The following is a 26,700-nucleotide window of genomic DNA, read 5'->3' on the forward strand; positions in this document are numbered from 1 at the left end:
ATGACGGGCCGAAAAATCGAGATATCGCCTGGCCCGGTGGCCCGTCCGGACGGCTCGGCGGGTCAGGAAGCACCCTGGTAGAGACGCCGCTTGGCGATGTAGCGCACGACCCCGTCTGGGGNGAGGNACCAGATCGGCGCCCGGCGGCCAACCCGTTCCCGGATGTCGGACGAGGAGATCGCCAGCGCCGGGACCTCCAGCAGGCTGACGGCGCCGGTCGGGAGGCCGGCGTCCAGCGCGAGGTGGTAACCGGGCCGGTTCACGCCGACGAAGTGGGCCAGTTCGAACAGCTCGCGGTGGTCACGCCAGGTGAAGATCTGCGCGAGCGCGTCCGCCCCCGTGATGAAGAACAGCTCGTCGTCCGGTCGCGCCGCACGCAGGTCTCGCAGGGTGTCGATGGTGTAGGTGGCGCCACCCCGGTCGATCTCGATCCGGCTGACCGTGAACTGCGGGTTCCCCGCCGTCGCGAGGAAGGTCATCAGATAGCGGTCCTCGGCGGCGGAGACTTTGCGATGGATCTTCTGCCAGGGTTGCCCGCTCGGCACGAAGACCACCTCGTCCAGATCGAACAGGGCGGCCACCTCACTGGCTGCGACGAGGTGCCCGTTGTGGACGGGGTCGAAGGTCCCACCCATGACACCGAGGCGCACGACCGGACACTAACCCCGCATCACCGCACGTGCCCGTCTGGCGCAGCCCGGCGGGAGATGTGCCACAAAGCCTCACACCCACCGGCGCCTCACACCCACCGGCGCCTCACACCCACCGGCGCCTCACGCTCATCGGTCTCACGCCCACCGCCGTGCCCGCCGCAAGCGGGCCAGTCCCGGAACGGCCCACCCGGCTAGGCTGACCACAGGCCGCAGGCCGGCCCCGTCCCCCCGCGAGGAGGCCCCGCCCATGCCGACCAGTCCGCGTGCGGGGCAACCCGCCGCCCCCGAGGATCTCGTTGACGTTGACGGCCTGCTCGCCNCCTNCCACGAGATCCATCCCGATCCCGCCGATCCGACCCAGCGGGTGTCGTTCGGCACGTCCGGTCATCGTGGCTCGGCGCTGCGCGGCTCCTTCAACGCCGACCACATCCTGGCCACCACCCAGGCGATCTGCGACTACCGGAAGGAGGCAGGCGTCGACGGACCGCTGTTCGTCGGGATCGACACGCACGCACTGTCGGCGCCCGCGCTCGCGAGCGCCCTGGAGGTCCTCGCCGCGAACGGCGTCACGGTATGCATCGCCCCGGACGGCGAGGCCACCCCGACCCCGGTGATCTCGCACGCGATCCTGCGCCACAACCGCGAGCGCACGCCAAGCAACAGGACGGGCAGGACGGACACCACCGGCGCCACCGGCGCGACCGGCCCGGCGCGCGGCCTCGCCGACGGCATCGTCGTCACGCCGTCGCACAATCCGCCCGCCGACGGCGGGTTCAAGTACAACCCGACGCACGGCGGTCCGGCGGACACCGGCGTCACCAAGGTCATCCAGGATCGCGCGAACGCCCTGCTCGACGGTGGCCTCGCGGGCGTGGCCCGGGTGCCGTACCCGCAGGCGCGCGCCGCCGCCGTGGTCCACGACTACGTCGGCGCCTATGTCGCGGACCTCGGCGACGTCATCGATCTCGACGCGATCCGCGGCGCCGGGGTGCGCATCGGCGTCGACCCGCTCGGTGGGGCGAGCCTCGTGTACTGGCAGGCCGTCGCCGAGCGGTACAAGCTGGACCTCGACGTGGTGAACACCACGATCGACCCGACCTTCGCCTTCATGACGACCGACTGGGACGGCAGGATCCGGATGGATCCGTCGTCGCCGTACGCGATGGCCTCCCTGGTGCGGCTGGCCGGCTCGTTCGACGTCGCCCTCGCCAACGACGCCGACGCCGACCGGCACGGCATCGTCACCGGCACGGCCGGGCTGTTAAACCCGAACCACTACCTCTCCGCGGCCATCGCCTACCTGTTCGGCCACCGCCCGGGCTGGCCGACCGGGACGGCGATCGGCAAGACGCTGGTCAGCTCCAGCATGATCAACAGGGTCGGAGTGGGCCTCGGCCGCGACGTGGTCGAGGTGCCGGTGGGCTTCAAGTGGTTCGTGGCCGGCCTGACCGACGGGAACCTGGGCTTCGGCGGCGAGGAGAGCGCGGGCGCGTCGTTCCTGCGCCGCGACGGCGCGGTGTGGACGACCGACAAGGACGGGATCATCGCCTGCCTGCTCGCCGCCGAGATGACGGCGGTCACCGGCCGGGACCCCGGGCAGTTGTACCGGGAGCTCACCAATGTCCACGGTGCCCCGGCCTACCGGCGGGTCGACGCGCCGGCCNCCCCNGCGCAGAAGAAGATCCTGGCCGCGCTCACCCCGGAGAGCCTCAGCGCGACGACGCTCGCCGGTTCGCCGGTGACCGCCGCGCTGTCGCACGCGCCGGGCAACGGCGCGGCGATCGGCGGGGNGAAGGTCGTCACTGACGACGCCTGGTTCGCCGCCCGGCCCTCCGGCACCGAGGACGTCTACAAGGTCTACGCGGAGAGCTTCCGGGGCCCCGGACATCTCGACGAGGTCATCACGGAGGCACAGTCGATCGTTGACGCCGCCCTCGCCCGCGGCTGATCCTGCCGGACCCGTCAGGACGGAAGAAGCCGCCCGATGAACGCCTGGAGCTGCTCGATGTTGCGGCACTCCACCATCTCGTCAACGAGCTCGGCGTACACGTTTGTCGCCGAGTCGCCCGAGCCCCAGTAGCTGCGCGGCTCCGGGTTGAGCCAGTAGGAGTGCCGGGCCCGCGAGCACAGTCGCCTGAAGATGGTCGCCGAGGTCGGTCGGTAGTTGTTCCGGGCGTCGCCGAGGATCAGCAACGACGTCTTGGGACCGACCGCCTCGGGGTACTTCTCGGCGAAGACCTCGATGGCATGCCCGTAGTCGCTGTGCCCGTCGAACCAGACGAGGTCCGCCTCTCCGGAGATGCGGGCCATCATGTCGCCGAGGTCGAGGCCACGCAGGTACCTGGTGACCTCGTCGGTCGTGTCGATAAAGGCGAACGCCCGGACCTTGGCGAACTGCTCGCGCAGCGCATGGGTCAGCATCAGGGTGAAATGCGCGAACGAGGCCACCGAGCCGGAGACGTCGCACAGCACGACCAGCTCGGGTTTGTGCGGCTTGTGCGGGCGGTGCCTGGTCTCCACCGGTACGCCGCCGGTGGCCAGCGATGCCCGCACCGTGCGCCGGAAGTCCAGCCGGCCGATGCGGCCGAACCGGCGCCGCGCGGTCAGCCGGGTCGCCAGCCGCCGGGCGAGCGGGTAGACCTGCCTGCGCAGCTCCACCAGGTCCCGCTGGGAGGCTCGCAGGAACTCGACCTGGTCGCTGAGCGGCTTCACCGCGGTGCGCTCGACCGCATCGAGGCCGCGTTCCTCGGCCATCCGCCGCCGCACCTCGGTGGACACCATCTCCTCGAACTCGCGGATCCGGTCGGTGATGGTCTGCCGGGCGGCCCGTTCGGCGAGTCCGCCACGTTCGGAATCTGCCAGCATCGCCGCGAGCAGATCGACGATGAGGGTCTCCGCCGACATCATCCGCAGCACCCGGTAGATGAACCACGAGCGGGCGGAGCTGCCGCGCGCCGACCCGAACGCGCTCACCGCCTGCCGGGCGAGCGCGCGCAGCGCCTCGTCGTTGCCGTCGCGCAGCGCGTCGAGCAACTGGTCGCGCAGCGCCTGACGCAGCTCCTCCAGCTGCTCGGGCGACAGCTCGCCGGGGTCGACGCCGGCGTTCGCCGCCGCGCCGTTCGCCGCCCCGGCCGGGTCGCCGTCCAGGTCGTCCAGGTCGTCCAGGTCGTCCAGCGACACCCCGTCCCCGATCCGGGGCGGGAAGTACAGGTCGAACAGAGTGTCGAAAGCCGGCCGGTACAGTGGCCGCTTGCACAGGGTCGCCGCGAATGCCGCCCGGACGGCGTCCCGCTCGGCCCAGCCCAGCGCGCCGACGGCCCTGGCGGCATCCACGGTCTCAGCGCTGCTCACCGGGACACCGGCCCGGCGCAACGCCGCGGTGAAATCGACGGTGCGGTCCAGCAGATTCATGCCGGCGCCCCCTCGTGGACGTGCGGCCGTGGCGACGGCCGTCAGCTGGCAATCGGTTCGATGAATTCGATCAGTTCGATGGGTTCGGCTCGGGCTGTTCAGTTCGCGCCGAGCTTGAGGTGACTGATGGCTCGGGCCTGGTCGCTGGCGTGCTTGAGGACGACGCCGAGGGTCGAGGCGACGGCGGCCTCGTCGAACGTGTCGAATCCGAGCGCGAGCACGGTCTGACCCCAGTCGATGGTCTCGGCGATGGAGGGCGCCTTCTTCAGTTCCATCGCCCGCAACGCGCGGACGATCCGGACCAACGATTCGGCGTGCCTCTCCGGGAGATCGGGCACCCGGGAGAGCACGATCTCCTTCTCCCGCTCGGCCGAGGGATAGTCCAGGTTGAGGTAGAGGCAGCGCCGCTTGAGCGCCTCGGACAGCTCCCGCGTCGCGTTGGAGGTCAGGATGACGAAGGGACGGCGGGTGGCGCTGATGGTACCGAGCTCCGGAATCGTCACCTGGAAGTCGGACAGCACCTCCAGCAGCAGGCCTTCCACCTCGACGTCGGCCTTGTCGGTCTCGTCGACGAGCAGCACCGTCGGCTGCTGGCGGCGGATCGCCGTCAGCAGCGGCCGGGAGAGCAGGAACTCCTCGCTGAAGATGTCGTCGTGGGCCTGCTGCCAACCCTCGGCGCCGCCGTCTCCCGATCCGGCCTGAATGCGCAGCAGTTGCTTCTTGTAGTTCCATTCGTACAGTGCGCGAGCTTCATCAAGCCCTTCGTAGCACTGCAGCCGAATGAGCTCGGCGCCAACCGCGGTCGCCAGCGCCTTCGCGAGCTCGGTTTTACCGACACCCGCGGGCCCCTCCACAAGCAGCGGTTTACGCAGCCGATCCGCGAGGAAGACCGTGGTGGCAATCGCCTCGTCCGCGAGGTATCCGGTCACGCGAAGCCGTTCCCGCACATCAGCGACGTCGGCGAAAGCGTGTTCCTGCAGCGACATGGCCACCTTCCGTCCGTCCCCGTGTCAGGCATCGCCACGTCCATACTGCCAGGCTGGCGCCGCAGACGAGTGACTACGCCTTGCGCGCCACCGTCCGCCGGGTGGATATCCACGGGCTGCTCATCGACCTGTTCGCCGCCGGTTCACCCGAGGATTCTCCCGAGGTGTTCGCCCAGGTGTTCGCCGGTTCAGTCGATCCGCTCGTAGGCGGGAAGAGTAAGGAACTCGACGAAGGTCTCGCCGAGCGCCGTCTCCTCGAACACCGCCGCCGCGTCCTTCCAGCGACCGTTGTCGAAGGCGGCGGCGCCGATGGAGAGCCGGATCTGGTCCAGCACCTCCGCCAGAGCGGTCCGGACCAGATCGGCCGTGACCGGACGGCCGTCGTCGAGCACGACCCCGGCGGCTATCCACTGGAAAATCTGACTACGGGAGATCTCAGCGGTGGCGGCGTCCTCCATCAGGTTGTCGATGCCGACCGCCCCGATCCCGCGCAGCCAGCTCTCCAGGTAGCGCACCCCGACGCTGATGTTCCCGCGGACCCCGGCCGCGGTGACGGAACCCGGAGTGTCGCGCACCGCCAGCAGGTCGCCGGCGCCGACCTTGACGTCGTCACGCAACCGGGTGAGCTGGTTCGGCTCGTCGCCGAGCACCGCATCGAAGACCTCGGTGCACACCGGCACCAGGTCAGGGTGCGCCACCCAGCTCCCGTCGAACCCGTCCGCGGACTCCCGCTCCTTGTCGGCGCGCACCTTCGCCAGGGCCGCGGCGTTGATCTCGGGGTCGCGCCGCGACGGGATGAACGCCGCCATCCCGCCGATCGCGTGCGCGCCGCGGCGATGACAGGTGGAGACCAGCAGCTCGGTGTAGGCGCGCAGAAACGGCACCGTCATCGTCACGCCGTTGCGGTCGGGCAGCAGGAACTCAGTCGGCCGGGACGCGAACGTCTTGATGGTGGAGAACATGTAGTCCCAGCGGCCAGCGTTGAGTCCGGCGGAATGCTCCCGCAGCTCGTAGAGGATCTCCTCCATCTCGAAGGCGGCGGGCAGCGTCTCGATGAGAACGGTCGCCCGGATGGTGCCGACGGGCAGGCCGAGCTCGGCCTGCGCCGCGGTGAACACGTCGTTCCACAGCCGGGCCTCGAGATGACTCTCCAGCTTCGGCAGGTAGAAGTACGGCGCCACGCCCGTAGCCCGCAGGGCGTGCGCGTTGCGGACCAGGTACATTCCGGCGTCGAAGAGCGCGGCGACGATCGGCTCCCCGTCGACGGTGACGTGCCGCTCCGGCAGGTGCCAGCCGCGCGGGCGCACCACGAGCGTCGCCGTGGACTCGTCGAGCTCGTAACGACGGCCGTCGGGCGAGGTGAAGGCGAGCGTGCCGGCGACGGCCTCACTCAGGTTGTGCTGTCCGACGACCATGTTCGACCAGGTCGGCACGTTGGCGTCCTCGAGGTCCGCCATGAAGACCCGGGCACCGCTGTTGAGCGCGTTGATGAGCATCTTGGCGTCGGTCGGGCCGGTGATCTCGGCCCGACGGTCGACCAGCCCCGGCGCCGGCGACGCGACCCGCCAGTTCCCGGCCCGGATGTCGGCGGTCTGCGGCAGGAAATCCAGGGTGGCCCCGGCTGCGATCGCGGCGCGGCGGGCGGCCCGGGCGGCGAGCAGTTCGGCACGCCGGCCGGCGAACGTGCGGTGCAACCCGGCGACGAAGGCCAGCGCGTTGTCGGAGAGCACCGCGTCGACCTGCTCCGCGGTGAGCCCCGGCACGGTCCGCACCGCGGACACCCCGTGCACCGTCACCCCGTCCAACGAGCCCATACCTATTCCCTTCCCGGTTCCGTTGCGTCCCGGACGGCCCGATCCGGCGGGCCCGGTGACCCGGGCCTCAGGTGACCCGGGCCTCAGGTGACCCGGGCCTCAGGTGACCAGATGCCCGTCGCCGACGCCGACCCACGTCGTCGAGGTCAGCTCGGGCAGCCCCATCGGGCCGCGGGCGTGCAGCTTCTGGGTCGAGATGCCGATCTCGGCGCCCATCCCGAACCGCTCCCCGTCGGTGAAACGGGTCGAGGCGTTCACCATGACGGCCGCGCTGTCGCAGGTCGTGATGAACCGCCGCGACGCCGGCAGGGACCGCGTGACGATCGCCTCGGTGTGCCCGCTGCCCCAGCGCCGGATGTGCGCGACCGCGTCGTCGAGGGAGTCGACGACGGCGACGGCCATATCCAACGACAGGTACTCGGCCGCCCAGTCGTCGTCGGTGGCGGGCAGCACCCGAGGATCGACGGCGCACACCGTCTCGTCGCCGTGCACGGTGACCCCGGCATCGTGCAGAGCGGCCAGCACCCGGGGCAGGAACTCCCCGGCCACGCCGGCGTGCACGAGCAGGGTCTCCGCCGAGTTGCACACCGAGACCCGCTGGGTCTTCGCGTTGACGGTGATCGCGAGCGCCTGGTCGAGGTCGGCCTCGGCGTCCACATACACGTGGCAGTTGCCGACCCCGGTCTCGATGACGGGCACCGTCGACTCCTCGACGACCGCCCGGATCAGACCCGCGCCACCCCGCGGGATGAGCACGTCGACGAGCCCGCGCAGCCGCATCAGGTGCTTGACCGCATCGTGGTCCATCCCGGGGACGAGCTGCACCGCGTCCGCCGGCAGGCCGCTCGCGACGGCGGCGCCGCGCAGCACCGCCACCAGCGCGGTGTTGGAACGTACCGCGGAGGCGCTCCCGCGCAGCAACGCGGCGTTGCCGCTCTTGAGACACAGGCCCGCGGCGTCCACCGTGACGTTCGGCCGGGCCTCATAGATGATCCCGACGACACCGAGGGGGACCCGGATCTGGCGCAGCTCCATCCCGTTCGGCAACACCCGGCCGCGCACGACCTCGCCGACCGGGTCCTCCAACGCCGCGACCTGACGCAGGCCGTCGGCCATGCCGGCGAGCCGGGCCGGGGTGAGGGTGAGCCGATCGACCATCGCCCCGGCGGTGCCCGCCGCCCGCGCGGCGGCGAGGTCCTCGGCGTTCGCGGCGAGAATCTCAGCGGAACGGGCGATCAACGCGTCGGCCATGGCGAGCAGCGCGCGGTCCTTCTCGGCGCGGCTGCGCGGCGCCAGCAGGGCCGCCGCCGCCTTGGCACGGACGGCGCTGCCTCGGACATCCTCCGCAGAGGTGCTCATCTCGGGTCCTCCGTTAGGCGGGCGCCGCGGCGCTGCCCGCCGCTACGAGGCTACCGGTGGCTCGGCGGTCGTGCCGTTCATCGCTCCTCACCCGCATCCGTCACCTACACCCGCATCCGTCACCTGCTCATCCCTGCATCCGCGACCTACTCATCTCCTTATCCCGTTATCCAGCTCATCTCCTTATCCCGTTATCCAGATCCGCGATCCGCCAGGTCCGCGACAGGNAGGGACCCGGAACGGTGATAACCGGAACAGCCAGAAAGGCGCGCAGTTCGGACCCCCATGACGATCATCTCGACGGGATTGCCTACCGTGCTCGCATGCGTGCGCTGCACACGTCCGACTGGCATCTCGGGCGTGGCCTGTACGGTCACGACCTGATGCCGGCCCAGGCGGCCTTCGTCGATCATCTCGTCGACGTCGTCCGTTCCGAGGGCGTTGACGTCGTGCTCATCGCCGGCGACGTGCACGATCGGGCGATCCCGCCGGTGGGCGCGCTGGAGCTCTTCGACGAGGCGCTCTCCCGACTGCGCGATGCCGGCGCCNGGGTNGTGGTGATCAGTGNCANCCACGNCGNGGCCCGCCGGCTCGGCGACAAGGCCGGCCTGCTCGACCCCCGCGTCCGCATCCGGACGGATCCGGCCGCGGTCGGGGATCCGGTCGTCGTCGAGGATCCCGCCGGGGCGGTCCGGGTGTACGCGATCCCCTACCTGGAGCCGTCGGCGGCGAACTCCCAGCTTCCCGAACCGGCGCAGGCGCCATCTGGCTCGGACGTCCCGGCCGCCGGGANCCCCGCCGCGACGATGCACCGGGCGATGCACGCGGTGCGGGCCGACCTCGCACGGTATCCGGATGCCCGGTCCGTCGTGGTGGCGCACGCCTGGGTCACCGGCGGGGCGGCGAGCGAGAGCGAACGCGACATCAGCGTCGGCGGGGNGGGCAATGTGCCGGCCCGGNTGTTCGAGGGGATCACCTATACCGCGCTCGGCCATCTGCACCGGCCACAGGCGATCGCCCCGTCCGTCCGCTACAGCGGATCGCCACTGGCCTACTCCTTCTCGGAGTCCGGCGACGCGAAAGCGTCGCTGCTCGTCGAGATCGGTCCGACCGGGCTGGGGAACGTGACCCGCATCGGCGTTCCCGCCCGGCGGCGGATGACCCTGCTGCGCGGCAGTCTTGCCGACCTCCTCACCGACCCCGCCCATGCCCCGCANGAGGCCGACTTCGTCTCCGCCGTGCTGACCGACCCCGTCCGCCCCATGGACGCCATGGCCCGGTTGCAGCACCGGTTCCCCTTCGCCCTACGACTCGCGCACGAACNGGAGACGGAACCAGACGAGATACTCAGCTTCGGCCGGCGGACCCGGGGACGCTCGGAGCTGGAGATCGCCGAGGCCTTCGTCGCCCATGTACGCAGCGCTCCCTCGGCTCGGGAACGTGCTCTGCTCGCCGAAGCCCTCGGCGCCGCCCGCCGGGCCGAGGAGGAAGTCGCCTGATGCGTCCCCACCACCTGACCCTGGCGGCGTTCGGCGCCTTCCCCGGCACCGTCGAGATCGATTTCGACGTCCTCGGCAGCGGCGGCCTGCTCCTGCTCTGCGGGGAGACCGGGGGCGGCAAGACGACGCTGCTCGACGCGGTCGGGTTCGCGCTGTTCGGCCGGGTGCCGGGGATGCGCGGGGAGGTCTCCGGGCCGCCGGACCTGCGCTCGCACCACGCCGCGGCATCCCTACGGCCGGAGGTGACGCTGGAGTTCACTGTGGCGGCGGGACGTTTCCGGATCACCCGCGGCCCCGCCTGGGACAAGCCGAAACGCGGCGGCGGGACGACCCGCGCCCATCCGACGGCGCGGCTGGAACGGTTCGACGGCGCCGGCGGCTGGGAGACGGTCGCCACCCGCATGGAGGACGTCGGCCATGAGATCGACCTGCTCGTCGGCATGAGCGACAAGCAGTTCTTCCAGGTCATCATGCNCCCGCAGGGACGCTTCGCCGACTTCCTCCAAGCCGACCACGGTGCGCGCGAGAAGCTCCTGAAGCGGCTGTTCCACGTCAACCGCTTCGAATACGCCGAGCAGTGGCTGCTGGACCAGGCAAAGATCGCCGCCGAACGGCTGGCGCTGGCCCGCGCCGAGCTCGACCGGGTGACCGCCCGGGTCTCGCAGGTGGCGGCCGTCGACGAGCCGGAGGATCCGACGGCTGACGCCGGCTGGGCCTCGGACCTCGCCAGGACCGCCGCGGCGGCGGCCATCTCGGCCGACGAGGCGGCCGGCGCGGCGGCAGCGCGGCGCACCGCGGCCGAGGAGGCCTTGGACCAGGCACGCGACCTCGCCCGACGCGTCGGGCAGCGCCGGGTACTGGCCGCCCGGCAGGAGGAGCTCGCGGCACAGGCGCCCCGGATCGAGCTGCTCGCCACCGAGCTGGACGCGGCCCGCCGGGCCGCCGTCGTCGCACCCGCCCTGGGCGAGGTCCACCGCCGCGCCGCCGAGGTCCACCGGGCCGAGGCCGCCGAACGCGACGCCCGGGACCGGCTCGGACGCCATCCATCCGGGCTCCTTCCCGGGGAACCCGCCCCCTCGGGACCGCTGCCCGAGGAGGGCACCGGGAGGCCTGCCGAGGCACCTGCCGAAGCACCTGCCGAGGAACTCGCCCGCCTGGCCCGCCTCGCCCACACCGAGACCGGGCGACTGGGAACGTTGGCCGACACCCTCGCCGCCGCCGAGCGGGACGCCGAGGAGGCCGCCGGGGCCGACCAGGATACGGCCGCCTACACCCGGTCCGCCGCCGAACTCGCCGAGGCGATCAGCGTCACGCTGCCCCGCGCCCGCGTCGCGGCCGAGGCCCGGGTGGAGGTCGCCCGGCGGGCCGGCGCCGCTCTGCCCGGCCTGGTCGAACGGGCCCGGTGGGCCAAGGAGCTGGCCTCCGCCGTCCGGGAGGGGCGGCAGGTGCGGACCGTGGCCGACGAGGCCGAACGAGACGCATCCGCGGCCCGGACCCACGCATCCGACCTCCGGCAGCAGCGATTCGACGCCATCACCGCCGAACTCGCCGCCGCGCTTGTCCATGACACGCCCTGTCCGGTCTGCGGGGCCCTGGAGCATCCCGACCCGGCCGAGACCCGGGCCGACCATGTGAGCAAGGACGCCGAGACCGCGGCCGGGCAGGAGGCGGACCGGCTCGCCGACGCCGCGACGAGGGCGAGCCGGGCGGTGGCCCACTGGGAGTCCCGGGTCCGGGCGCTGCACGCCGACCTGGTCGGCCCAACGGACCCGGACCACAGCGCGAACCCGGACCACAGCGCGAACCCGGACGACCGCGTCGAGGCGGCCTTCGCCGAGATCCGCGCGCTTCCGGTCGCGACGCTGCTGGGCGGCTCCGGGGCGCCGGTCGCGGATCGGCTCGATGAACTCGCCGCCGTGCTGACCCACGCGGTCCGCGCCCGGACCCGGACGGCGAAGAAGCTCGCCGCGGCGGAGGCCGCGTTGCGCGAGGTCCACGAGAACGAGAAGGAGACCGCGGCCCGCCATTCCGCCGCACGGACCGCGGCGCAGGCGGCCCGGGAACGCGCGGCGGACGCCCGGGACCGCGCCGCCCGACGGCTCGCCGGCGTTCCGGCGGAGCTATGCGACCCCGACGCCCTGGCCGCGCGCCGCCGTGCCGTCACCGCCCTCGCCGCCGATCACGAGGCCGCGCAGGCCGCGGCCCTGGCTGCCGAGCAGGCCCGGGCCGAACACATCCGCGCCGGGACGGCCGCCCTCGACCAGGCGCGGCAGGCGGGGTTCTCCGACCTGGACGACGCCGCCGAGGCCGTGCGGGACTCCGACTGGATGCGCCGCGCCGCGGACGAGGCCCGGGCCCATCGGGACGAGCTCGTCGCCGTCGGGGCCAGGCTGGCGGGCGAGGATCTCGCCGTCGATCCGGACACCGAGGTCCCGCTGGCCGACCACGAGACGGCCGTGACCGACGCCCGCGAGGTCCACGAGAGCGCGCTCGCCACGGCCGCACGCGCCCGGGAACGGGCCGAACGGCTGGCCTCGCTGGTCACGGAGTTCACCGAGAAGCTCACTACCCTGGATCCGCTGCGGGAGGCGGCGGACGAGCTGCGGGGCCTCGCCGATCTGGCCGCCGGGCGGGGTGCCAACACCGAGCGCATGCCGCTGTCCAGCTTCGTGCTGGCGGCTCGGTTGGAAGAGGTGGCCGCCGCCGCCAGCCATCGGCTCGCGGCGATGAGCAGCGGTCGGTTCACCCTGGTGCACGACGCGGGGGAAAGCCGCGACAAGCGTCGGCGCGCCGGCCTCGGGCTGCTGGTCGACGACGCCTGGACCGGCCGGCGGCGCGACACCGCCACCCTGTCCGGCGGGGAGACCTTCCAGGCGGCGCTGTCACTGGCCCTCGGGCTCGCCGACGTCGTGACGGCCGAGGCGGGAGGCCGGCGGATGGACGCGCTGTTCATCGACGAGGGTTTCGGCACGCTCGACCCGGACAGCCTCGACGAGGTGATGACCGTTCTCGACGAACTGCGTTCCGGCGGCCGGCTCGTCGGCGTCGTCAGCCATGTCACCGAGCTGCGCCAGCGCATCCCGAACCAAATCCGGGTCGTCAAAGGGGTCGGCGGCAGCCGGGTCGAGACCACGTCCTGACCCGGACGCNCCACTGACCCGGGCACACCACTACTCGGCTGGCCTAGCCGGGAAAACCGCCCCCAGGCCAGGACCCGGGATCGGAAATGGCCGCCACCGGATTCCGGTGGCGGCCATTTCGGCATTGCCGAGCGGACCAGGGATCAGATCATTTCATCGAGTCTTCAACGGAGATGTCCGGTTACGAGAACAAGTTTATGGTGACCGACTTTCCACTGAACGGTCTCTGGAGGGGGAAGNTACGGCTGTAGTTGTCAGAGCTGTCGGAACACTGGACGCTGAAGGTGGCGCTCGTGCCGGCCACCGGAACCTGCTGGAGGCTCAGGCTGTAGAAGCCGCCGGCGCCGACGCCGGACGAGTCGAACTCGCCGGCCGTCGTGCGGACCGCCACGCCCGCCGCGGCGCTGGCCGGGCACCTGGCGACGCCGCCGATCAAGACATTCGAACTGTTCAAATCCGCGCTCGCGGGAAGGGCCGATGCCAGCGTCAGCGCGCCGGCGGCTCCGGCCGAGGCGAGGAGACCCACGGTCCTACGCATTCTCATGACGAAATAACCTCTCTCAACAGATTCGACCTCTTGCCCGCCGAGGGAAGGTTACCCGACTCCGGAAGCGCTATTCGCCGCCGTCGCTATTTTTTGCGCCGAGACCCCTTCAGTTTTATCGGCGGCTTTCCGGGTAGCCGGGGTGAAATGCCGGGAAAGAACTGTTGACGGGCTCTCTCGAATTCCGGGCCACGAGGCGCGATAGACGCCGGTTTCCACTGGAATATCGTCGTCAAAGCCATCCCCAATCCGATATGTCTAATTATATGGATAGCTATCTGGACGGTCTTGTCCCGGGCCGGCGCGCCTGGCTGTCACCTCAGCCCGGGTCGGGTGAGTAGCCGGCCGGGTCAGCGGGCCGGCAGCAGCAGCACGAGGTCGTCGCGGTGGACGATCTCACGTTCGTACGACGGTCCGAGTTCCATGGCGAGGTCGGCCGTCGAACGCCCGAGCATCACGGGCAGCTCCGCCGCGTCGAAGGCGACGAGCCCCCGCGCNACGGACCGCCCGTCGGGGTCGACCAGGTCCACCGGGTCCCCGGCGGCGAAGTCCCCCTCCACGCCGGTTATCCCGGCGGGCAGCAGCGACGCCCGCCGCCGTACCACCGCGGCCACCGCCCCGGAGTCCAAGTGCAGCCGGCCCTCGGGTGCGGTCGCGTGCGCCAGCCAGAGCAGGCGGGAGGCCCGACGCGACCCGGTGGGGTGGAAGACGGTGCCGACCTCCTCCCCCCGCAGCACCGGTGCGGCGTTCGCGGCCGAGGTGATGATCGCCGTGACGCCGCCGGAAGCCGCCATCCGGGCCGCCTCGATCTTGGTAGCCATCCCGCCGACCCCGACACCGGCGGTGCCCGTGCCCCGGGCGGTCAGCCCGTCCAGGTCGGTATCCGAACGCACCTCGCGCACCATGGTCGCCGGGCCCAGCCTGGGGTTGGCGTCGTACAGGCCGTCCACGTCGGACAGAAGCACCAGCAGATCCGCCGACACGAGATGGGCGACAATCGCGGCGAGCCGGTCGTTGTCGCCGACCCGGATCTCCTGGGTGGCCACCGCGTCGTTCTCGTTGATGATCGGGATGACGTCGAGCTCAAGCAGCCGGTCGAGCGCGGTCCGGGCGTTACGGTAGTGGGTGCGGCGGATCACATCGGTCGCCGTCAGCAGCACCTGGCCGACCTGGTGACCGGCCCGTCCGAACGCCGCCGCGTAGCTGTGTACGAGCGAGCTCTGGCCGACGCTCGCCGCCGCCTGCTGGGTGGCGAGGTCACGCGGCCGCCGGGCCAGGCCGAGCGGGGCGAGACCCGCGGCGATGGCCCCGNAGGACACCAGCACCAGTTGTTGTCCGGCCCGGGGCAGCACCGCGGCCACCAGCGCCTCAAGCCGGTCGACGTCCAGACCGCCGGCGGCCGTCGTCAGCGAGGACGAACCGACCTTGACGACGACCCGGCGCGCGTCGGTCACGAACGGACGCACGCCTTCATCCTTCTTCTTCNCCTCGACCCGCCGGTTCTCCTCGTACCGCCGGGTCGACGACGGCGGCGGCGCGGCGAGCCATCCGTTCGGCCCGGGTCAACCGCACCGAGGCCCGCAACCGGTCGTCGGTCCCGCGCGGTCCGAGGGACACCGAGGAACCCGTGTCCCCACCTCGGCCGGGTGACGGTGCCGCACCGGAGGCCGCGGTGCCGGCCGGCCCGCGGCCACCCGGACCGGTCTCGGCGAGCCCGTCGCCACCCGGATGATCATCAACACCCAGCCCACCGTTCCCCAGCCCGCCGCCGCTCAGCGTCGGCTCCCAGTCGAACGTGACCTCGCCGATGGTCACCTCCGCTCCCGCGGTGGCGCCGAGGCGAGCGAGCTCCTTCTCCACGCCGAGGCGGGCGAGCCGGTCGGCGAGAAAGCCGATCGCCTCGTCGTTGGTGAAGTCGGTCTGCCGCACCCAGCGCTCGGGCTTCGACCCGGTGATCAGGAAACCGTCGCCGAGGGGGCGCACCGTGAAGTCGGGCTCGTTCACCGCGCGGGGACGCAGCACGATGCGGGTCGCCGCCCGGGCCGGCGCGGCCGCCCGGTGCTGGGCGACGAGGTNGGCCAAGGCCAGGGACAGCGCGTGCACGCCACGTCGGGTCGCGGTACTCACCGCGAAGACCGCGAGGTCACGGGCTCGCAGCTCGGGAGCGACGAGCTCCGCGAGCTCCGCGGCGTCCGGAACGTCGATCTTGTTGAGGACGACCAGCCGGGGACGGTCGGACAGATCGGCGGAGTAGGCGGCGAGCTCGGCCTCGATGACGTCGAGGTCGGTCATCGGATCACGACCCGGTTCCAGGGTGGCGCAGTCCAGCACATGCACGATCACCGAGCAGCGTTCGATGTGCCGGAGGAACTCCAAGCCCAGCCCGCGTCCCTCGCTGGCGCCCGGAATCAGGCCGGGGACGTCCGCGACCGTGTAAGGAGGACGATCACCCGCCTGCGCCACGCCGAGATTGGGCACCAGCGTCGTGAAGGGATAGTCGGCGATCTTCGGCTTGGCCGCGCTGAGCACCGACACCAGGGAGGACTTGCCGGCGCTGGGAAAACCGACGAGCGCGACGTCGGCCACGGTCTTGAGTTCCAGCACGGCGTCGAGCTGCTCGCCGGGCTCGCCGAGTTCGGCGAACCCGGGGGCCTTGCGGCGGGCCGACGCGAGCGCCGCGTTGCCCCNCCCCCCNCGGCCGCCGCGGGCCAGTACGAACGCGCTGCCCGGTCCGACCAGGTCGATGATCTGCTCGCCGTCCTCTGTCAGCACGACGGTTCCGTCCGGCACCGGGAGGACGAGGTCCGCACCGTCCGCTCCGTGCCGGTTCGACCCCTGGCCGGGGCGTCCCCGAGAGGCGCGCTGATGCGGATGGAAGTGGAAGTCGAGCAGGGTGGNCACGCTCGGGTCCACCACGAGGCGGACGTCACCACCCCGGCCGCCGTCACCGCCGTCCGGCCCGCCCAGCGGCTTGAACTTCTCCCGGTGGATGGAGGCACAGCCGTGACCGCCGTCCCCGGCCGTCGCGTGCAGCACCACCCGGTCGACGAACGTCGGCATCACCGCCTCCTCTCTACATCCCTCCCCGCGAGAGAGGCGCCAAAGCCGCGCAACCACGCCCGGAAGGGCGGTGGTACGCGCGGCTGCTGGCTCACCAGTGATCGCCGATGATCGCCATCTGACGGCAACCAAGGCCACGCCGTCGAACCGACGGCGTGGCCTTGACGATCAGATTAAGCGGGTNCCGCCGCCTCGNCCNCCACGTTCACGNCCCGACGGCCCCGCCGATGGCCGAACCGCACGTGCCCGGGCGAGAGCGCGAACAGCGTGTCGTCCTTGCCGCGCCCGACCAGATCACCCGGGTGGAAATGGGTCCCGCGCTGACGGACGATGATCTCGCCGGCCTTCACGTACTGGCCGCCGAAGCGCTTCACGCCCAGCCGCTGCGCGTTCGAATCCCGCCCGTTGCGCGAGGAACTCGCGCCCTTCTTGTGCGCCATCCCGCTCAGGCCTTCCCGGTCTCGATGCCAGTCACCTTGAGACGCGTCAGCTTCTGGCGGTGACCCTGGCGCTTGTGGTAGCCGGTCTTGTTCTTGAACTTGTGGATCCGGATCTTCGGACCCTTGACGACGCCGACGACCTCGGCGGTGACCGCGACGGACGCGAGAGCGTCGGCGTCGTGGGTGACCGACTCGCCATCGACGAGCAGGAGCGCCGGAAGGTTCACGGCCGCGCCCGGCTCTCCGGAAAGGAGCTCGACGTCGACGACATCGCCGACGGCGACCCTGTGCTGCTTGCCGCCGCTGGCAACGACCGCGTACACCAGATCTCCCTGCTGTTGTTATGCCGCTGTGACCGCACGGAACCCGAAACGGCGTTCCCCGCGGAGCTTTGGGTGCGCATGGGCCGCGATCGACCGGAACGCGGACGATCAGCGGTCATCCAGCGAGCATTGCCCGCTAGCGAGCATCGCCCCATCCGGATGAGCATGCGGACTCCACCTTACAGGTCATCGGGAGCGGAGCGAAGGAGCGCCCGCCGCATACCGCGCATTCCGTCCCGCGCATCCCCCGCACGGCGGTCGCGTGTCCCGCACCCGACGGGCCCGCCGGGCGGATCTCATCGCGGGTCCTCGCCCCGCTCGTCCGGGTCATATCCAGGGATGACCCGGACGGGCCATGGTGTAGGCCACTGAGGAGAGAGAAGCATGGATCGTCCACATGGCGGAGTTCCACGATGGATCGTGAGGCTTCGGCGCCGGGAATGAGATCGCGTCGGGGGTGACGAGGATGTACTGGCAGCTGGTGATCTGGGCCGCGGGAGCCGGTACCGCCGTCGCTCTGGCTGTCGTCTGCCGCCCGGCGGCCACCGCCGCCCGTCGTTACGGCTCGGTTCCCGGCACGGTCCCCGCCGCGACGGGCGCGCTGACCGTGCTGGTCGTCGTCGGTCTCACCCTCACGGCCTTCGCCGGCCTACCGCCCTGGGCAGGCGCCTGTTGGACGCTGGGCACCGCGGCCACGGCCGGATGGATCGCGCTGCGCCGGCGGGGTCCATCCGCGTGGGGATTGCCCGATTCCGGGATGAAGGGCCGGCCGTCCGGTGGTCTCGAGGCGGGAGAGGCGGGAGAGGCGGGAGACCCGGGAGAGGCGGCCGATCCCGCCTACGCGGCCGATGAGCCGGTCCTACGCGGTCGGATGATCCCGAACCTCGCCGATCAGGACGATCTGGTGCAGTCGCTGACCATCGCCTCCTATGCCCTGCAGATGGGCGACCCAGGACGGGCCCGTCAGGCGATCGAGGTAGCCTTGTCCCGTTCCCGGGCCACCCTCGACCTGCTACTGCGGGAGAATGCCGGCCGCGGGCTCGTGCGCCCGGGCCCGGCCGCCGGGCCGAGTCGGGCCGGGCCGAGTCGGGCCGGGCCGACCGCCGCCTGAACGGCCGGTCCGGCTCTCCGCCAAGCCTCGATCAGCTGGGGGCGCCCACGACGAGCATCCCACGCCGGACGCCGCGGGGTCCTTCCGCTCCAGAGACAAGCTGACGGACCAGCGGCACCGGATCTCTGGCGGGTCAGGCGCTCGGGGGTTCCGCCGAGGGCACGGACTCCAGCGACTCGGCCGGCTTGGACACCGGCCGGGAGGCCCGCCGTCGTCGGCCCCGGGCCGGTTTGCCCACAGTGGACAAGGCGTTGTCCGCGGTCGCGAGGCTGTCGGGATCATCGGAGTTGGCGTACACCGGCGGCAGGGCCTCCTCGAGGCCGCCCGCGCCGGAGCCACCGCCAGCGGGCACATGCCCGTTCGACCCGGCTGGGGAACCGGCTGCCCCGAGTCCCGGGGCGGCGGCAGCTGCGGCCCCGCCCGCCGGCCCCGCCGCACTGTCGGCCGCATGCGCGGGCTCGGGCGCGGGCACCGTATCCGCGGCGGTGACGCCCGCGGTGGCTATCGCACCCTCGCCGGCCGTCACGGCGACGTTCTCCGCGGCGTCGGGCGTCGATGATGCGGCGGATCCGATGGGTTCGCCAGGTCCGCCGGACGCCTCGGATTCGGATGCGGACGTAGGCTCGGCCGACGCGGCGGCGATGATCGCGGGGCCGTCGACGGCACTCGTGGACACGGCACTCGCGGACACGGCACTCGCGGACGAGGAGCGGACCCGACGACCGGACCCGGACCCCTCCGCCGGCGCGGGCACCGCCACCGGAGTCGGCTGACCGGCACCGGACACAATGGTCCCGCTCGGCACGCCGGCTGCGGCGTGTGCACCGCTGCCGCCGTCGAGGTGGATGACCACCCCGCGGCCGTTGCAGTGCACGCACGGCTCGCTGTACGCCTCCAGCAGGCCCTGCCCCACCCGCTTGCGGGTCATCTGGACCAGCCCGAGGCTGGTCACCTCGGCGACCTGGTGCCGGGTACGGTCCCGGCCAAGGCACTCGGTGAGCCGGCGCAGGACCAGTTCTCGGTTGCTCTCCAGAACCATGTCGATGAAGTCGATGACAATGATGCCACCGATATCCCGCAGCCGCAGCTGACGGACGATCTCCTCGGCGGCTTCCAGGTTGTTCTTGGTGACCGTCTCCTCGAGGTTGCCGCCCTTGCCGGTGAACTTGCCCGTGTTGACGTCGATGACCGTCATCGCCTCGGTCCGGTCGATGACGAGCGATCCACCCGAGGGCAGCCAGACCTTGCGGTCGAGGGCCTTGGCGAGCTGCTCGTCTACCCGGTACTCGGCGAAGACGTCACCGGTTCCGGTGTAGCGGCGGATCCGCGACCGCAGGTCGGGAGCCACTGTGTCGATGTACTCCTCGATCGTGATGGCCTCACCCGAGCCCTGGACGACCAGCTCGGTGAAGTCCTCGTTGAAGATGTCCCGGATCACCCGGACGACCAGGTCCGGCTCGCCGTAGAGCAGCGAGGGCGCCGACGCCTTCTTCGCCTTGCGCTCGATGTCCTCCCATTGGGCGGCGAGCCGCTCGATGTCGCGTTCCAGCTCGGCCTCGCTGGCACCCTCGGCTGCGGTGCGCACGATGACCCCACCGTCCTCGGGCGTGATTTTCTTCAGGATGCTCTTGAGCCGAGCTCGTTCGGTGTCCGGCAACTTGCGGCTGATCCCGGCGTTCTGTCCGTCCGGGACGAACACCAGGTACCGCCCCGGCAGACTGATCTGGCTGGTGAGCCGCGCGCCCTTGTGCCCGATCGGATCCTTGGACACCTGGACCAGGACCGACTGACCGGACTTGAGCACCTGCTCGATCTTGCGAGGCCGACCGTCCAGCCCGGATGCGTCGTAGTTGACCTCGCCGGCGTAGAGGACGGCATTGCGTCCCTTACCGATGTCGACGAAGGCCGCCTCCATGCTGGCCAGCACGTTCTGTACTCGGCCGAGGTAGACGTTGCCCGCATAGGACGACGAGCTCGCCCGGGTCACGAAGTGCTCGACGAGTACCCCGTCCTCCAGCACGGCGATCTGGGTGCGCTCCCCCGCGTGGCGGACGACCATCCGGCGTTCGACCGACTCCCGCCGGGCCAGGAACTCCGCCTCGGTGACGATCGGTGGCCGACGCCGACCACTGTCGCGGCCCTCCCGGCGCCGCTGACGCTTGGCCTCCAGACGGGTGGACCCGCTCAGCCCCCGGACCAGGTCCTCGTCCTTGCGGGTCTCCCGGACGTGGACGACCGTGTTCGGCGGGTCGTCGGCGAGCGCCGGCTCGTCGCCGCCGGCGCGACGGCGCCGCCGCCGCCGACGGCGGGCCCCTCCCAGCCGGTCGTCCTCGTCCTCACCGTCACGCTCGGCACTTTCCTCCGCCGCGCCGGGGGTCGTCTCGGCGCCCTCATCCGACGCGACGGCGGGCACCGACCCGGTTCCCTGCCCGGCCACGGACGAGCCGTCCACACCGTCCGTGTCCTGTGCCACACCCTCGCGACCCGTGTCGTCCGCGGCCGCGGCGCCGTCCTCCGGGCCGGACTCCACGCCGTCCTCGTCGCCCCGGGCCCGACCACGACCACGGCGACCACGGCGCCGACGGCGGGTGGAGGCCGAGCCGCCCCCATCCGGGTCGTCGTCGAATTCGCTGTCCTCCTCGCCGCCCGTGAGGTCGCCCATCGTGTCGGGATCGGTCGTGTCGGGATCGGTGGCCACGTCCGCCTCGTCCCGGGGGTGAGCCGGTGCCTCGGCATGCCGCCGCTCGGCGGACGGGAACGCCGTGCCCGCCACGGCATCCACCGCGGTGGCGGCGGATCCGAGTTCGGCGGCACGCCGCCAGCGAGCCTCCACGACCGCCGGTTCGGGAGCCTGGAAGGTCACCATGGCGGCCGGTCGCCGGAGCACGGGACGGATCATCGTCTCGACGACCGGCTCGTTATGGATCCCGGCCCAGGTCGGAGCGGTCGCCCGCCTGGCCCTTGTCGCCGCGCTCCGGGTGCTGCCGGCCTCGGGCTCGGCAGAGCTCGGCTCGGCAGAGCTCGGCTCGGCAGATCTCGACTCAGCGGTCGACTCCCGGGCCGCCGGCTCGGCGACGCCGGGCTCGTCGGTCCCGGGCTGCGCGGACTCCGGTTCCGTGGGCCCAGGCGTGTCCGTAGGCCCGGATGTGTCCGTAGGCCCGGGCGTGTCGGGAGCCGACGCCACGGCGGCGGTCGAACCCGCGGGTACACCGACGGACCCGGTCGCACCGACATCCGGCATCGCCGGACCGAGGATGGTCGCATCGCCAGGCCCGGCGGCGACCGGCCCGGCCGCCGCGGTGCCGGACCCGGCCGGGTCCGGCACCGCGGCAGCGGGCGTCATCAGTCCGGAGATGGCACGACGGGCCCTGGTCCGTTTCGGCTTCGCAGCGACGTCCGGCGATACGACGTCCCGCGGCGCGTCCTCGGTGGGAGGGGCGTCCTCGGCGGGAGGGGCGTCCTCGGCGGGAGGGGCGTCCTCGGCGGGAGGGGCAACCGGCACCTCGGTCACCTCACGCACCGCGCGGCGGCTGCGTGCCGCCCGGGTGCGCCGCGCCGGCACCGGTTCGGTGGCCTCCACCGTGTCGTCCCGGGCCGTGTCGTCCCGGGCCGGGACGACAGTGACGGATTCGACGGTGGCGGGTTTATCGACCGGACCTGGTTCGCCGACCGGGGTGGTCGAGGGAGCGTCGGCTTCGGTGGTATCCGCCGGTTCCATCCTGGCCCTGGCGGAGCCGCGGGTCATCCGGGCGCGGGTGGTCGAACCGGCGTCCCGGCGACGGCGCCGGCCCTCGGCCGGCGCCGAGGGTGCGTCGCCGGAGGTCTCGTCTCGAAGGGGCCCGCCCGGGACCTGTGCGACGGCCGGGTCGTCCGGAACCGGATTCCCGGCTGGCGCCACATCGGTCACGTTCGGCCCGGCGGTGGCATGGTCGTCGGCGGGTGGGCCTGCCGCTCGTCCCGCGGCCCTGCGCCTACGCGCCGCCGGTCGGGTGGGCTCGGATTCAGTCTGGATGGTCAGATCGTCGTCGGGCACGGGTTAAGAAGCCTCTCGGGCTCCCGGGCGCGCTGCTCATGCAGTCGCGACCGCGCAGAAGCCACTGTCTCGGTCCGGCGCGGGTACCGCCGGGGAATCCTGCGACGCCCTGCAACACGCTGAGGTTCAACCCACCAGCCGGCCAGCGCCGTTGCGGTCCTGCGCCAGCGGGTCCGCCACAGTGCCGTCCTCACACAGTCGGCCCTGTTCGAGCCGGGTGGACTCGGGCGGCGCCGACGAGCGCAGGCCGGCTACCACGCCTAGGGCGGTCAGCACGTCGTCTGGTCGTACAGCGGGCGTCGTGTGCCGCACGACCATCTCCAGTATCGCACACGTGTCGTTCTCTGCGCGGCAAACGGCGGAGACCACTGCCGCGCGCACATCGAACCGTCGCCTGCCGTCCTTCGTCGCCCGCTCAACTTCGACCACGTCGCGGCGCAACAGCTCCCGCACGGCGGCGGAGACCTCCGGACCGGAGGCACCCGGCAACCGTACCGACCACCGCGAGGCGTCGATCCGCTCGGCGAGGCTGCCGCCTTCCGCCCGGTGGCACGCGAGCACGTCCAGCCCCGGCGGAAGAACGGCGTCCAGGCCGACCCGCAGCGCCTCCGGATCGACCGAGGCTGCCAGGGCCAGCTCGACGTATTCGGCCTCACTGGCTGCCCCGGTCGGCGCGGCACCCAGCCACGAGATCCGCGGATGCGGACTGAATCCCGCCGAATAGGCCATCGGGACCCCGGCGCGGCGCAATGCGCGCTCGAACGTTCGCGCCACGTCCCGATGTGAGAGGAATCTCAGCCGGCCCCGCTTCGCGAAACGAAGTCGCACCCGTTCGACCACCGGCGGAGGCGGCGGCCCCTCAGGTCGCCGCGCCACTGCCCACCGGAGCCGGGGCGAGCCGCGGCGTGGTCGCGGGATCGGGTTGAATGGCCGGCTGCGGTCGCTCGGCCTGCCCGGACCCGGGGCCCTGGAGGTTCGACACCGCAAGCACGGGGAGCAGCCGACGTCCGGTCGGGCCGATCTGGGTGTCGGTGCCCATCGTTGGACAGACCCCGCAGTCGTAGCAGGGTGTCCAGCGACAGTCATCGAGCTCATTCCCGCTCAGCGCATCCTGCCAATCAGCCCACAGCCAGTCCCGGTCGAGGCCCGCGTNGAGGTGATCCCAGGCCAGCACCTCGCGTTCGTCACGCTCGCGGGTGGTGAACCAGTCCAGCGACACCCCCAGCGGTTCGAGCTCCGCCGCGCACGCGGACTCCCAGCGTTCGAACGAGAAGTACTCGTTCCAGCCGTCGAAGCGGCCGCCGTCTCGCCAGACCCGTTCGATCACCGCAGCCACCCGGCGGTCACCGCGGGCCAGCAGGCCCTCGATGATGCCAGGCCGACCGTCGTGGTAACGGAAACCGATCGCCCGACCCACCTCACGATCGGCGCGCACGGCATCACGGAGCAGCTTCAGCCGGGCGTCGGTCNCCTCGTGCGGCNCCTNCCCCNCCCACTNAAANGGGGTGTGCGGNTTGGGCACGAACCCGCCGATCGACACGGTGCAGCGGATGTCGCGCTGCCCGCTGACCCGCCGACCGGCCCGGATGACCTCCCTGGCGAGGTCGGCGATCTCCAGCACGTCTTCGTCGGTCTCGGTCGGCAGGCCGCACATGAAATAGAGCTTCACCTGCCGCCAGCCGTGAGCGTAAGCGGTGCTAACGGTGCGGACCAGGTCCTCGGCACTGACCATCTTGTTGATGACCCGACGCAGCCGCTCGGAGCCGCCCTCGGGGGCGAAGGTCAGCCCGCTACGCCGGCCGTTACGGGAGAATTCGTTCGCGAGCGTGACGTTGAAGGCGTCCACCCGAGTGGACGGCAGACTCAACGAGACGTTGGCGCCCTCGTACCGGTCGGCGAGACCGGTGGCGATCTCGCCGATCTCGGTGTGGTCCGCGCTCGACAACGACAGCAGGCCGACCTCGGAGAAGCCCGTCGCGCGCAGCCCCGCGTCGACCATCGCACCGATGGTGGCGATGTTGCGCTCACGCACCGGACGGGTGATCATCCCGGCCTGGCAGAACCGGCAGCCCCGGGTGCAGCCGCGGAAGATCTCCACGCTCATCCGCTCGTGCACCGTCTCGGCGAGCGGGACCAGCGGAGCCTTCGGATACGGCCAGGAGTCGAGATCGGACAGCGTGTGCTTGCTCGGCCGGGCCGGCACGTCGTCCCGGTTGCGGGTGACCGACCGGATACGGCCGTCGGGCCGGTAGGAGACGTCGTAGAACGCCGGCACGTACACCAGGCGCCGGCAGGCCAGCCGGTGCAACAGCTCGCCCCGGCCACCGGGACTCCCGGCCGCCTTCCAGGCGCGAACCACGTCGGTGATGCCCAGCACGGCCTGCTCGCCGTCGCCGAGCACGACGGCGTCGACGAACGTGGCGATCGGCTCGGGATTGAAGGCGGCATGCCCCCCCGCGACGACCAGCGGATCGGCGTCGGTGCGCTCGGCCGCGTGCAACGAGATCCCGGCAAGATCGAGTGCCGTCAGCAGGTTGGTATACCCGAGTTCGGTGGCGAAGCTGACGCCCAACAGGTCGAAATCGCCCACCGCGCGGTGGGCGTCCACCGTGAACTGCGGCAGCCCGTGCTCGCGCAGCAACGCTTCCAGGTCCGGCCACACCGAGTAGGTGCGCTCGGCGAGCACATCCGGCTGCTCGTTGAGGATCTCGTACAGAATCTGTAGTCCCTGGTTGGGCAGGCCGATCTCGTAGGCGTCCGGATACATCAGGCACCAGCGGACGGCCGCGGAGTCCCAGGGTTTGACCGTGGAGTTGCCTTCGCCTCCGACGTACTGCACGGGCCTTCGCACCCGCGGGAGCAGCGGCTCCAGGCGAGCGAACAGCGACTGTCCGGACATGCATGCGAGCCTACGGCACGCGCCAGGTCCACCTCGACGCTCGGCCGACCCGGGAAGCGCGGCCGACCCGGGAAGCGCCGCCGACCCGGGAAGCGCCGCCGAGCGAGCTCAGGAGGCATACGGGTCCGATCGGGATCGCAGCCGCACGTTCTGCAGGAGTCCGACAGCAATCATGTTTGCGAACATCGACGAACCGCCGTAGGAGAGAAAAGGCAACGGCAGGCCGGTGACCGGCATGATGCCCAGGCACATGCCGATGTTGACGAACGCCTGGAAGGTGAACCAGGAGACGNCCCCGGTGGCGACGAGCGCGCCGAAGGAGTCCTGCGAGCCGAAGCCGATCGACAGGGCCCGCCACAGAACCACGCCGAGCAACACGATGATTCCGCCACCCCCGAGATATCCCAACTCCTCCCCCGCGACACTGAACACGAAGTCCGTCTGCTGTTCCGGGACGAACTGGCCCTGGGTCTGCTGGCCGTGCAGCAGGCCCCGTCCGGAGATTCCGCCGTTGGCGATCGCGATCATCGCCTGGTCGACGTTGTAGCCCGTGCCGGACGATGCCTTGTTCTCGGAGACGAACGAGGTCAGCCGGGCCTCCTGGTACGGCTTCAGAAGATGGAACTGGAGGATCGCGCCGCCGAACAGCACACCGCAGAGGATCAGCCCCAGCACCCATCGGCGCGGCGCGCCGCTGACCGCCAGCATGCCGAGGGTGGTGAAGACCAGAACCATGACGGTACCGAAGTCCGGCTGCAACATGATCAAGCCGATCGGGACCACGGCGAGCCCGAGCACGAGCAGCACGTCACCGTGGCCAGGGGCGCCGCGCCGGACTCCCGTGTGCCGGNCCTCGTGTTTCTCACCGAGGATCATCGCCGCGCCGACCACGAGCGCCATCTTGGCGAACTCGGACGGCTGCAGCTGGAAGCCGGCAGGCAGCACAATCCACGAGTGTGCGCCGTTGATCGTCGAACCGAACAGGAGTACCGCGACGAGCCCGACGAGCGAGCCGAGATAGACGAAGGGCGCGTAGGCCCGCACCGCCCGGTAGTCGATGACGGTCGCAACCGCGCCGAGCACCAGCCCGATGGCCAGGTTCAGCAGGTGCCGATCGAGGAAGGTGTTGGGATCACTGCCCGCCTCGCTGAGCCGCTGGCGGGTCGCCGACCAGACCAGCAGAGCACCGAGAACGGACAACGCGATGACGCAGAGCTGCAGCGGCCAGTCGAGCCGGCGCAGCGGCGAGTGGGGCCCGGAAGCCCTCTCCCGCAGGTGCCCGATCCGCCCCCGGATGGGCACCGGAGACGATCGAAGTGCGGTGGGTCCCGCTTCGTCTACCACTGCGCCTCCCGCCACCACCGTCACGCCGACACGACATTCACGTCCTGGGCTCCCACCCCATCCCCCGAGACCCCGCCCCCATCC

The 26,700-nt window shown here is 71.6% G+C and carries 18 protein-coding genes; 4 read left to right on the plus strand and 14 right to left on the minus strand.

All coding sequences use genetic code 11. The features are described 5' to 3' along the window. Positions 1-62: 62 nt before the first annotated feature. Positions 63-650: a nicotinate-nucleotide adenylyltransferase gene (nadD, locus tag CED_RS08820; RefSeq protein ID WP_035909773.1), complete on the minus strand. Its 588-nt coding sequence runs from the start codon at positions 648-650 to the stop codon at positions 63-65. 250 nt (positions 651-900) lie between these two features. Here nadD and pgm point away from each other — a divergent pair, with 250 nt between their 5' ends. Continuing rightward, positions 901-2,601: a phosphoglucomutase (alpha-D-glucose-1,6-bisphosphate-dependent) gene (gene pgm / locus CED_RS08825; protein WP_035909775.1), complete on the plus strand. Its 1,701-nt coding sequence runs from the start codon at positions 901-903 to the stop codon at positions 2,599-2,601. A gap of 14 nt (positions 2,602-2,615) precedes the next feature. Here the strand turns inward: pgm and CED_RS08830 are convergent, their stop codons facing one another. The 4 genes from CED_RS08830 to CED_RS08845 form a co-directional block, all read right to left on the minus strand. Further along, complete coding sequence (locus CED_RS08830) at positions 2,616-4,064, minus strand: VWA domain-containing protein (RefSeq protein WP_011435674.1); 1,449 nt, start codon at positions 4,062-4,064, stop codon at positions 2,616-2,618. 98 nt (positions 4,065-4,162) lie between these two features. Further along, a complete protein-coding gene (locus tag CED_RS08835; RefSeq protein ID WP_023840545.1) occupies positions 4,163-5,050 on the minus strand; it encodes a MoxR family ATPase in 888 nt (295 codons plus the stop codon). A gap of 188 nt (positions 5,051-5,238) precedes the next feature. Beyond that, positions 5,239-6,864: a malate synthase A gene (aceB, locus tag CED_RS08840; RefSeq protein ID WP_011435672.1), complete on the minus strand. Its 1,626-nt coding sequence runs from the start codon at positions 6,862-6,864 to the stop codon at positions 5,239-5,241. A 99-nt stretch (positions 6,865-6,963) separates the two neighbouring features. Next, positions 6,964-8,223 carry a glutamate-5-semialdehyde dehydrogenase gene (locus CED_RS08845; RefSeq protein ID WP_011435671.1) on the minus strand — a complete coding sequence of 420 codons (1,260 nt, stop codon included), beginning with the start codon at positions 8,221-8,223 and terminating at the stop codon, positions 6,964-6,966. 323 nt (positions 8,224-8,546) lie between these two features. On the opposite strand from CED_RS08845, the gene CED_RS08850 reads away from it, so the two are divergent. Both CED_RS08850 and CED_RS08855 read left to right on the plus strand, forming a co-directional pair. Next, the gene (locus CED_RS08850; RefSeq protein WP_035909776.1) at positions 8,547-9,722 is read left to right on the plus strand and encodes an exonuclease SbcCD subunit D; all 1,176 of its coding nucleotides are present in this window, start codon (positions 8,547-8,549) and stop codon (positions 9,720-9,722) included. Then, positions 9,722-12,862 carry an AAA family ATPase gene (locus CED_RS08855; protein WP_035909777.1) on the plus strand — a complete coding sequence of 1,047 codons (3,141 nt, stop codon included), beginning with the start codon at positions 9,722-9,724 and terminating at the stop codon, positions 12,860-12,862. The genes CED_RS08850 and CED_RS08855 overlap by 1 nt, the downstream gene beginning before the upstream one ends. A 181-nt stretch (positions 12,863-13,043) precedes the next feature. Here the strand turns inward: CED_RS08855 and CED_RS08860 are convergent, their stop codons facing one another. The 5 genes from CED_RS08860 to rplU all read right to left on the minus strand — a co-directional run bounded on the left by CED_RS08860 (position 13,044) and on the right by rplU (position 17,229). Beyond that, complete coding sequence (locus tag CED_RS08860; protein WP_035909778.1) at positions 13,044-13,406, minus strand: hypothetical protein; 363 nt, start codon at positions 13,404-13,406, stop codon at positions 13,044-13,046. 350 nt (positions 13,407-13,756) lie between these two features. Further along, complete coding sequence (proB, locus tag CED_RS08865) at positions 13,757-14,872, minus strand: glutamate 5-kinase (RefSeq protein ID WP_084680745.1); 1,116 nt, start codon at positions 14,870-14,872, stop codon at positions 13,757-13,759. A gap of 4 nt (positions 14,873-14,876) precedes the next feature. Further along, entirely contained in the window at positions 14,877-16,466 is a 1,590-nt protein-coding gene (obgE, locus tag CED_RS08870) for a GTPase ObgE (RefSeq protein WP_035909779.1), read from the minus strand. A gap of 173 nt (positions 16,467-16,639) precedes the next feature. Beyond that, entirely contained in the window at positions 16,640-16,906 is a 267-nt protein-coding gene (gene rpmA, locus CED_RS08875; protein WP_035909780.1) for a 50S ribosomal protein L27, read from the minus strand. Between the two features lie 5 nt (positions 16,907-16,911). After that, positions 16,912-17,229, minus strand: a complete 318-nt coding sequence (gene rplU / locus CED_RS08880) for a 50S ribosomal protein L21 (protein WP_011435664.1) — start codon at positions 17,227-17,229, stop codon at positions 16,912-16,914. Positions 17,230-17,695: 466 nt separating this feature from the next. Here rplU and CED_RS08885 point away from each other — a divergent pair, with 466 nt between their 5' ends. Further along, entirely contained in the window at positions 17,696-18,340 is a 645-nt protein-coding gene (locus tag CED_RS08885) for a hypothetical protein (RefSeq protein ID WP_011435663.1), read from the plus strand. Positions 18,341-18,473: 133 nt separating this feature from the next. Here the strand turns inward: CED_RS08885 and CED_RS08890 are convergent, their stop codons facing one another. The 4 genes from CED_RS08890 to rodA all read right to left on the minus strand — a co-directional run bounded on the left by CED_RS08890 (position 18,474) and on the right by rodA (position 26,616). Beyond that, a complete protein-coding gene (locus tag CED_RS08890) occupies positions 18,474-22,058 on the minus strand; it encodes a ribonuclease E/G (RefSeq protein WP_011435662.1) in 3,585 nt (1,194 codons plus the stop codon). 441 nt (positions 22,059-22,499) lie between these two features. After that, positions 22,500-23,249 (minus strand): TIGR03936 family radical SAM-associated protein, encoded by a 750-nt coding sequence (locus CED_RS08895; protein ID WP_011435661.1) that lies wholly within the window; start codon positions 23,247-23,249, stop codon positions 22,500-22,502. Beyond that, complete coding sequence (locus tag CED_RS08900; RefSeq protein WP_035909782.1) at positions 23,233-25,272, minus strand: TIGR03960 family B12-binding radical SAM protein; 2,040 nt, start codon at positions 25,270-25,272, stop codon at positions 23,233-23,235. The genes CED_RS08895 and CED_RS08900 overlap by 17 nt, the downstream gene beginning before the upstream one ends. A 108-nt stretch (positions 25,273-25,380) precedes the next feature. Beyond that, positions 25,381-26,616 carry a rod shape-determining protein RodA gene (gene rodA, locus CED_RS08905; RefSeq protein ID WP_035909785.1) on the minus strand — a complete coding sequence of 412 codons (1,236 nt, stop codon included), beginning with the start codon at positions 26,614-26,616 and terminating at the stop codon, positions 25,381-25,383. Positions 26,617-26,700: the final 84 nt, after the last annotated feature.

The organism is Frankia sp. CeD, from assembly GCF_000732115.1.
In the GTDB taxonomy this organism is placed as follows: Bacteria; Actinomycetota; Actinomycetes; order Frankiales; family Frankiaceae; genus Frankia; species Frankia casuarinae.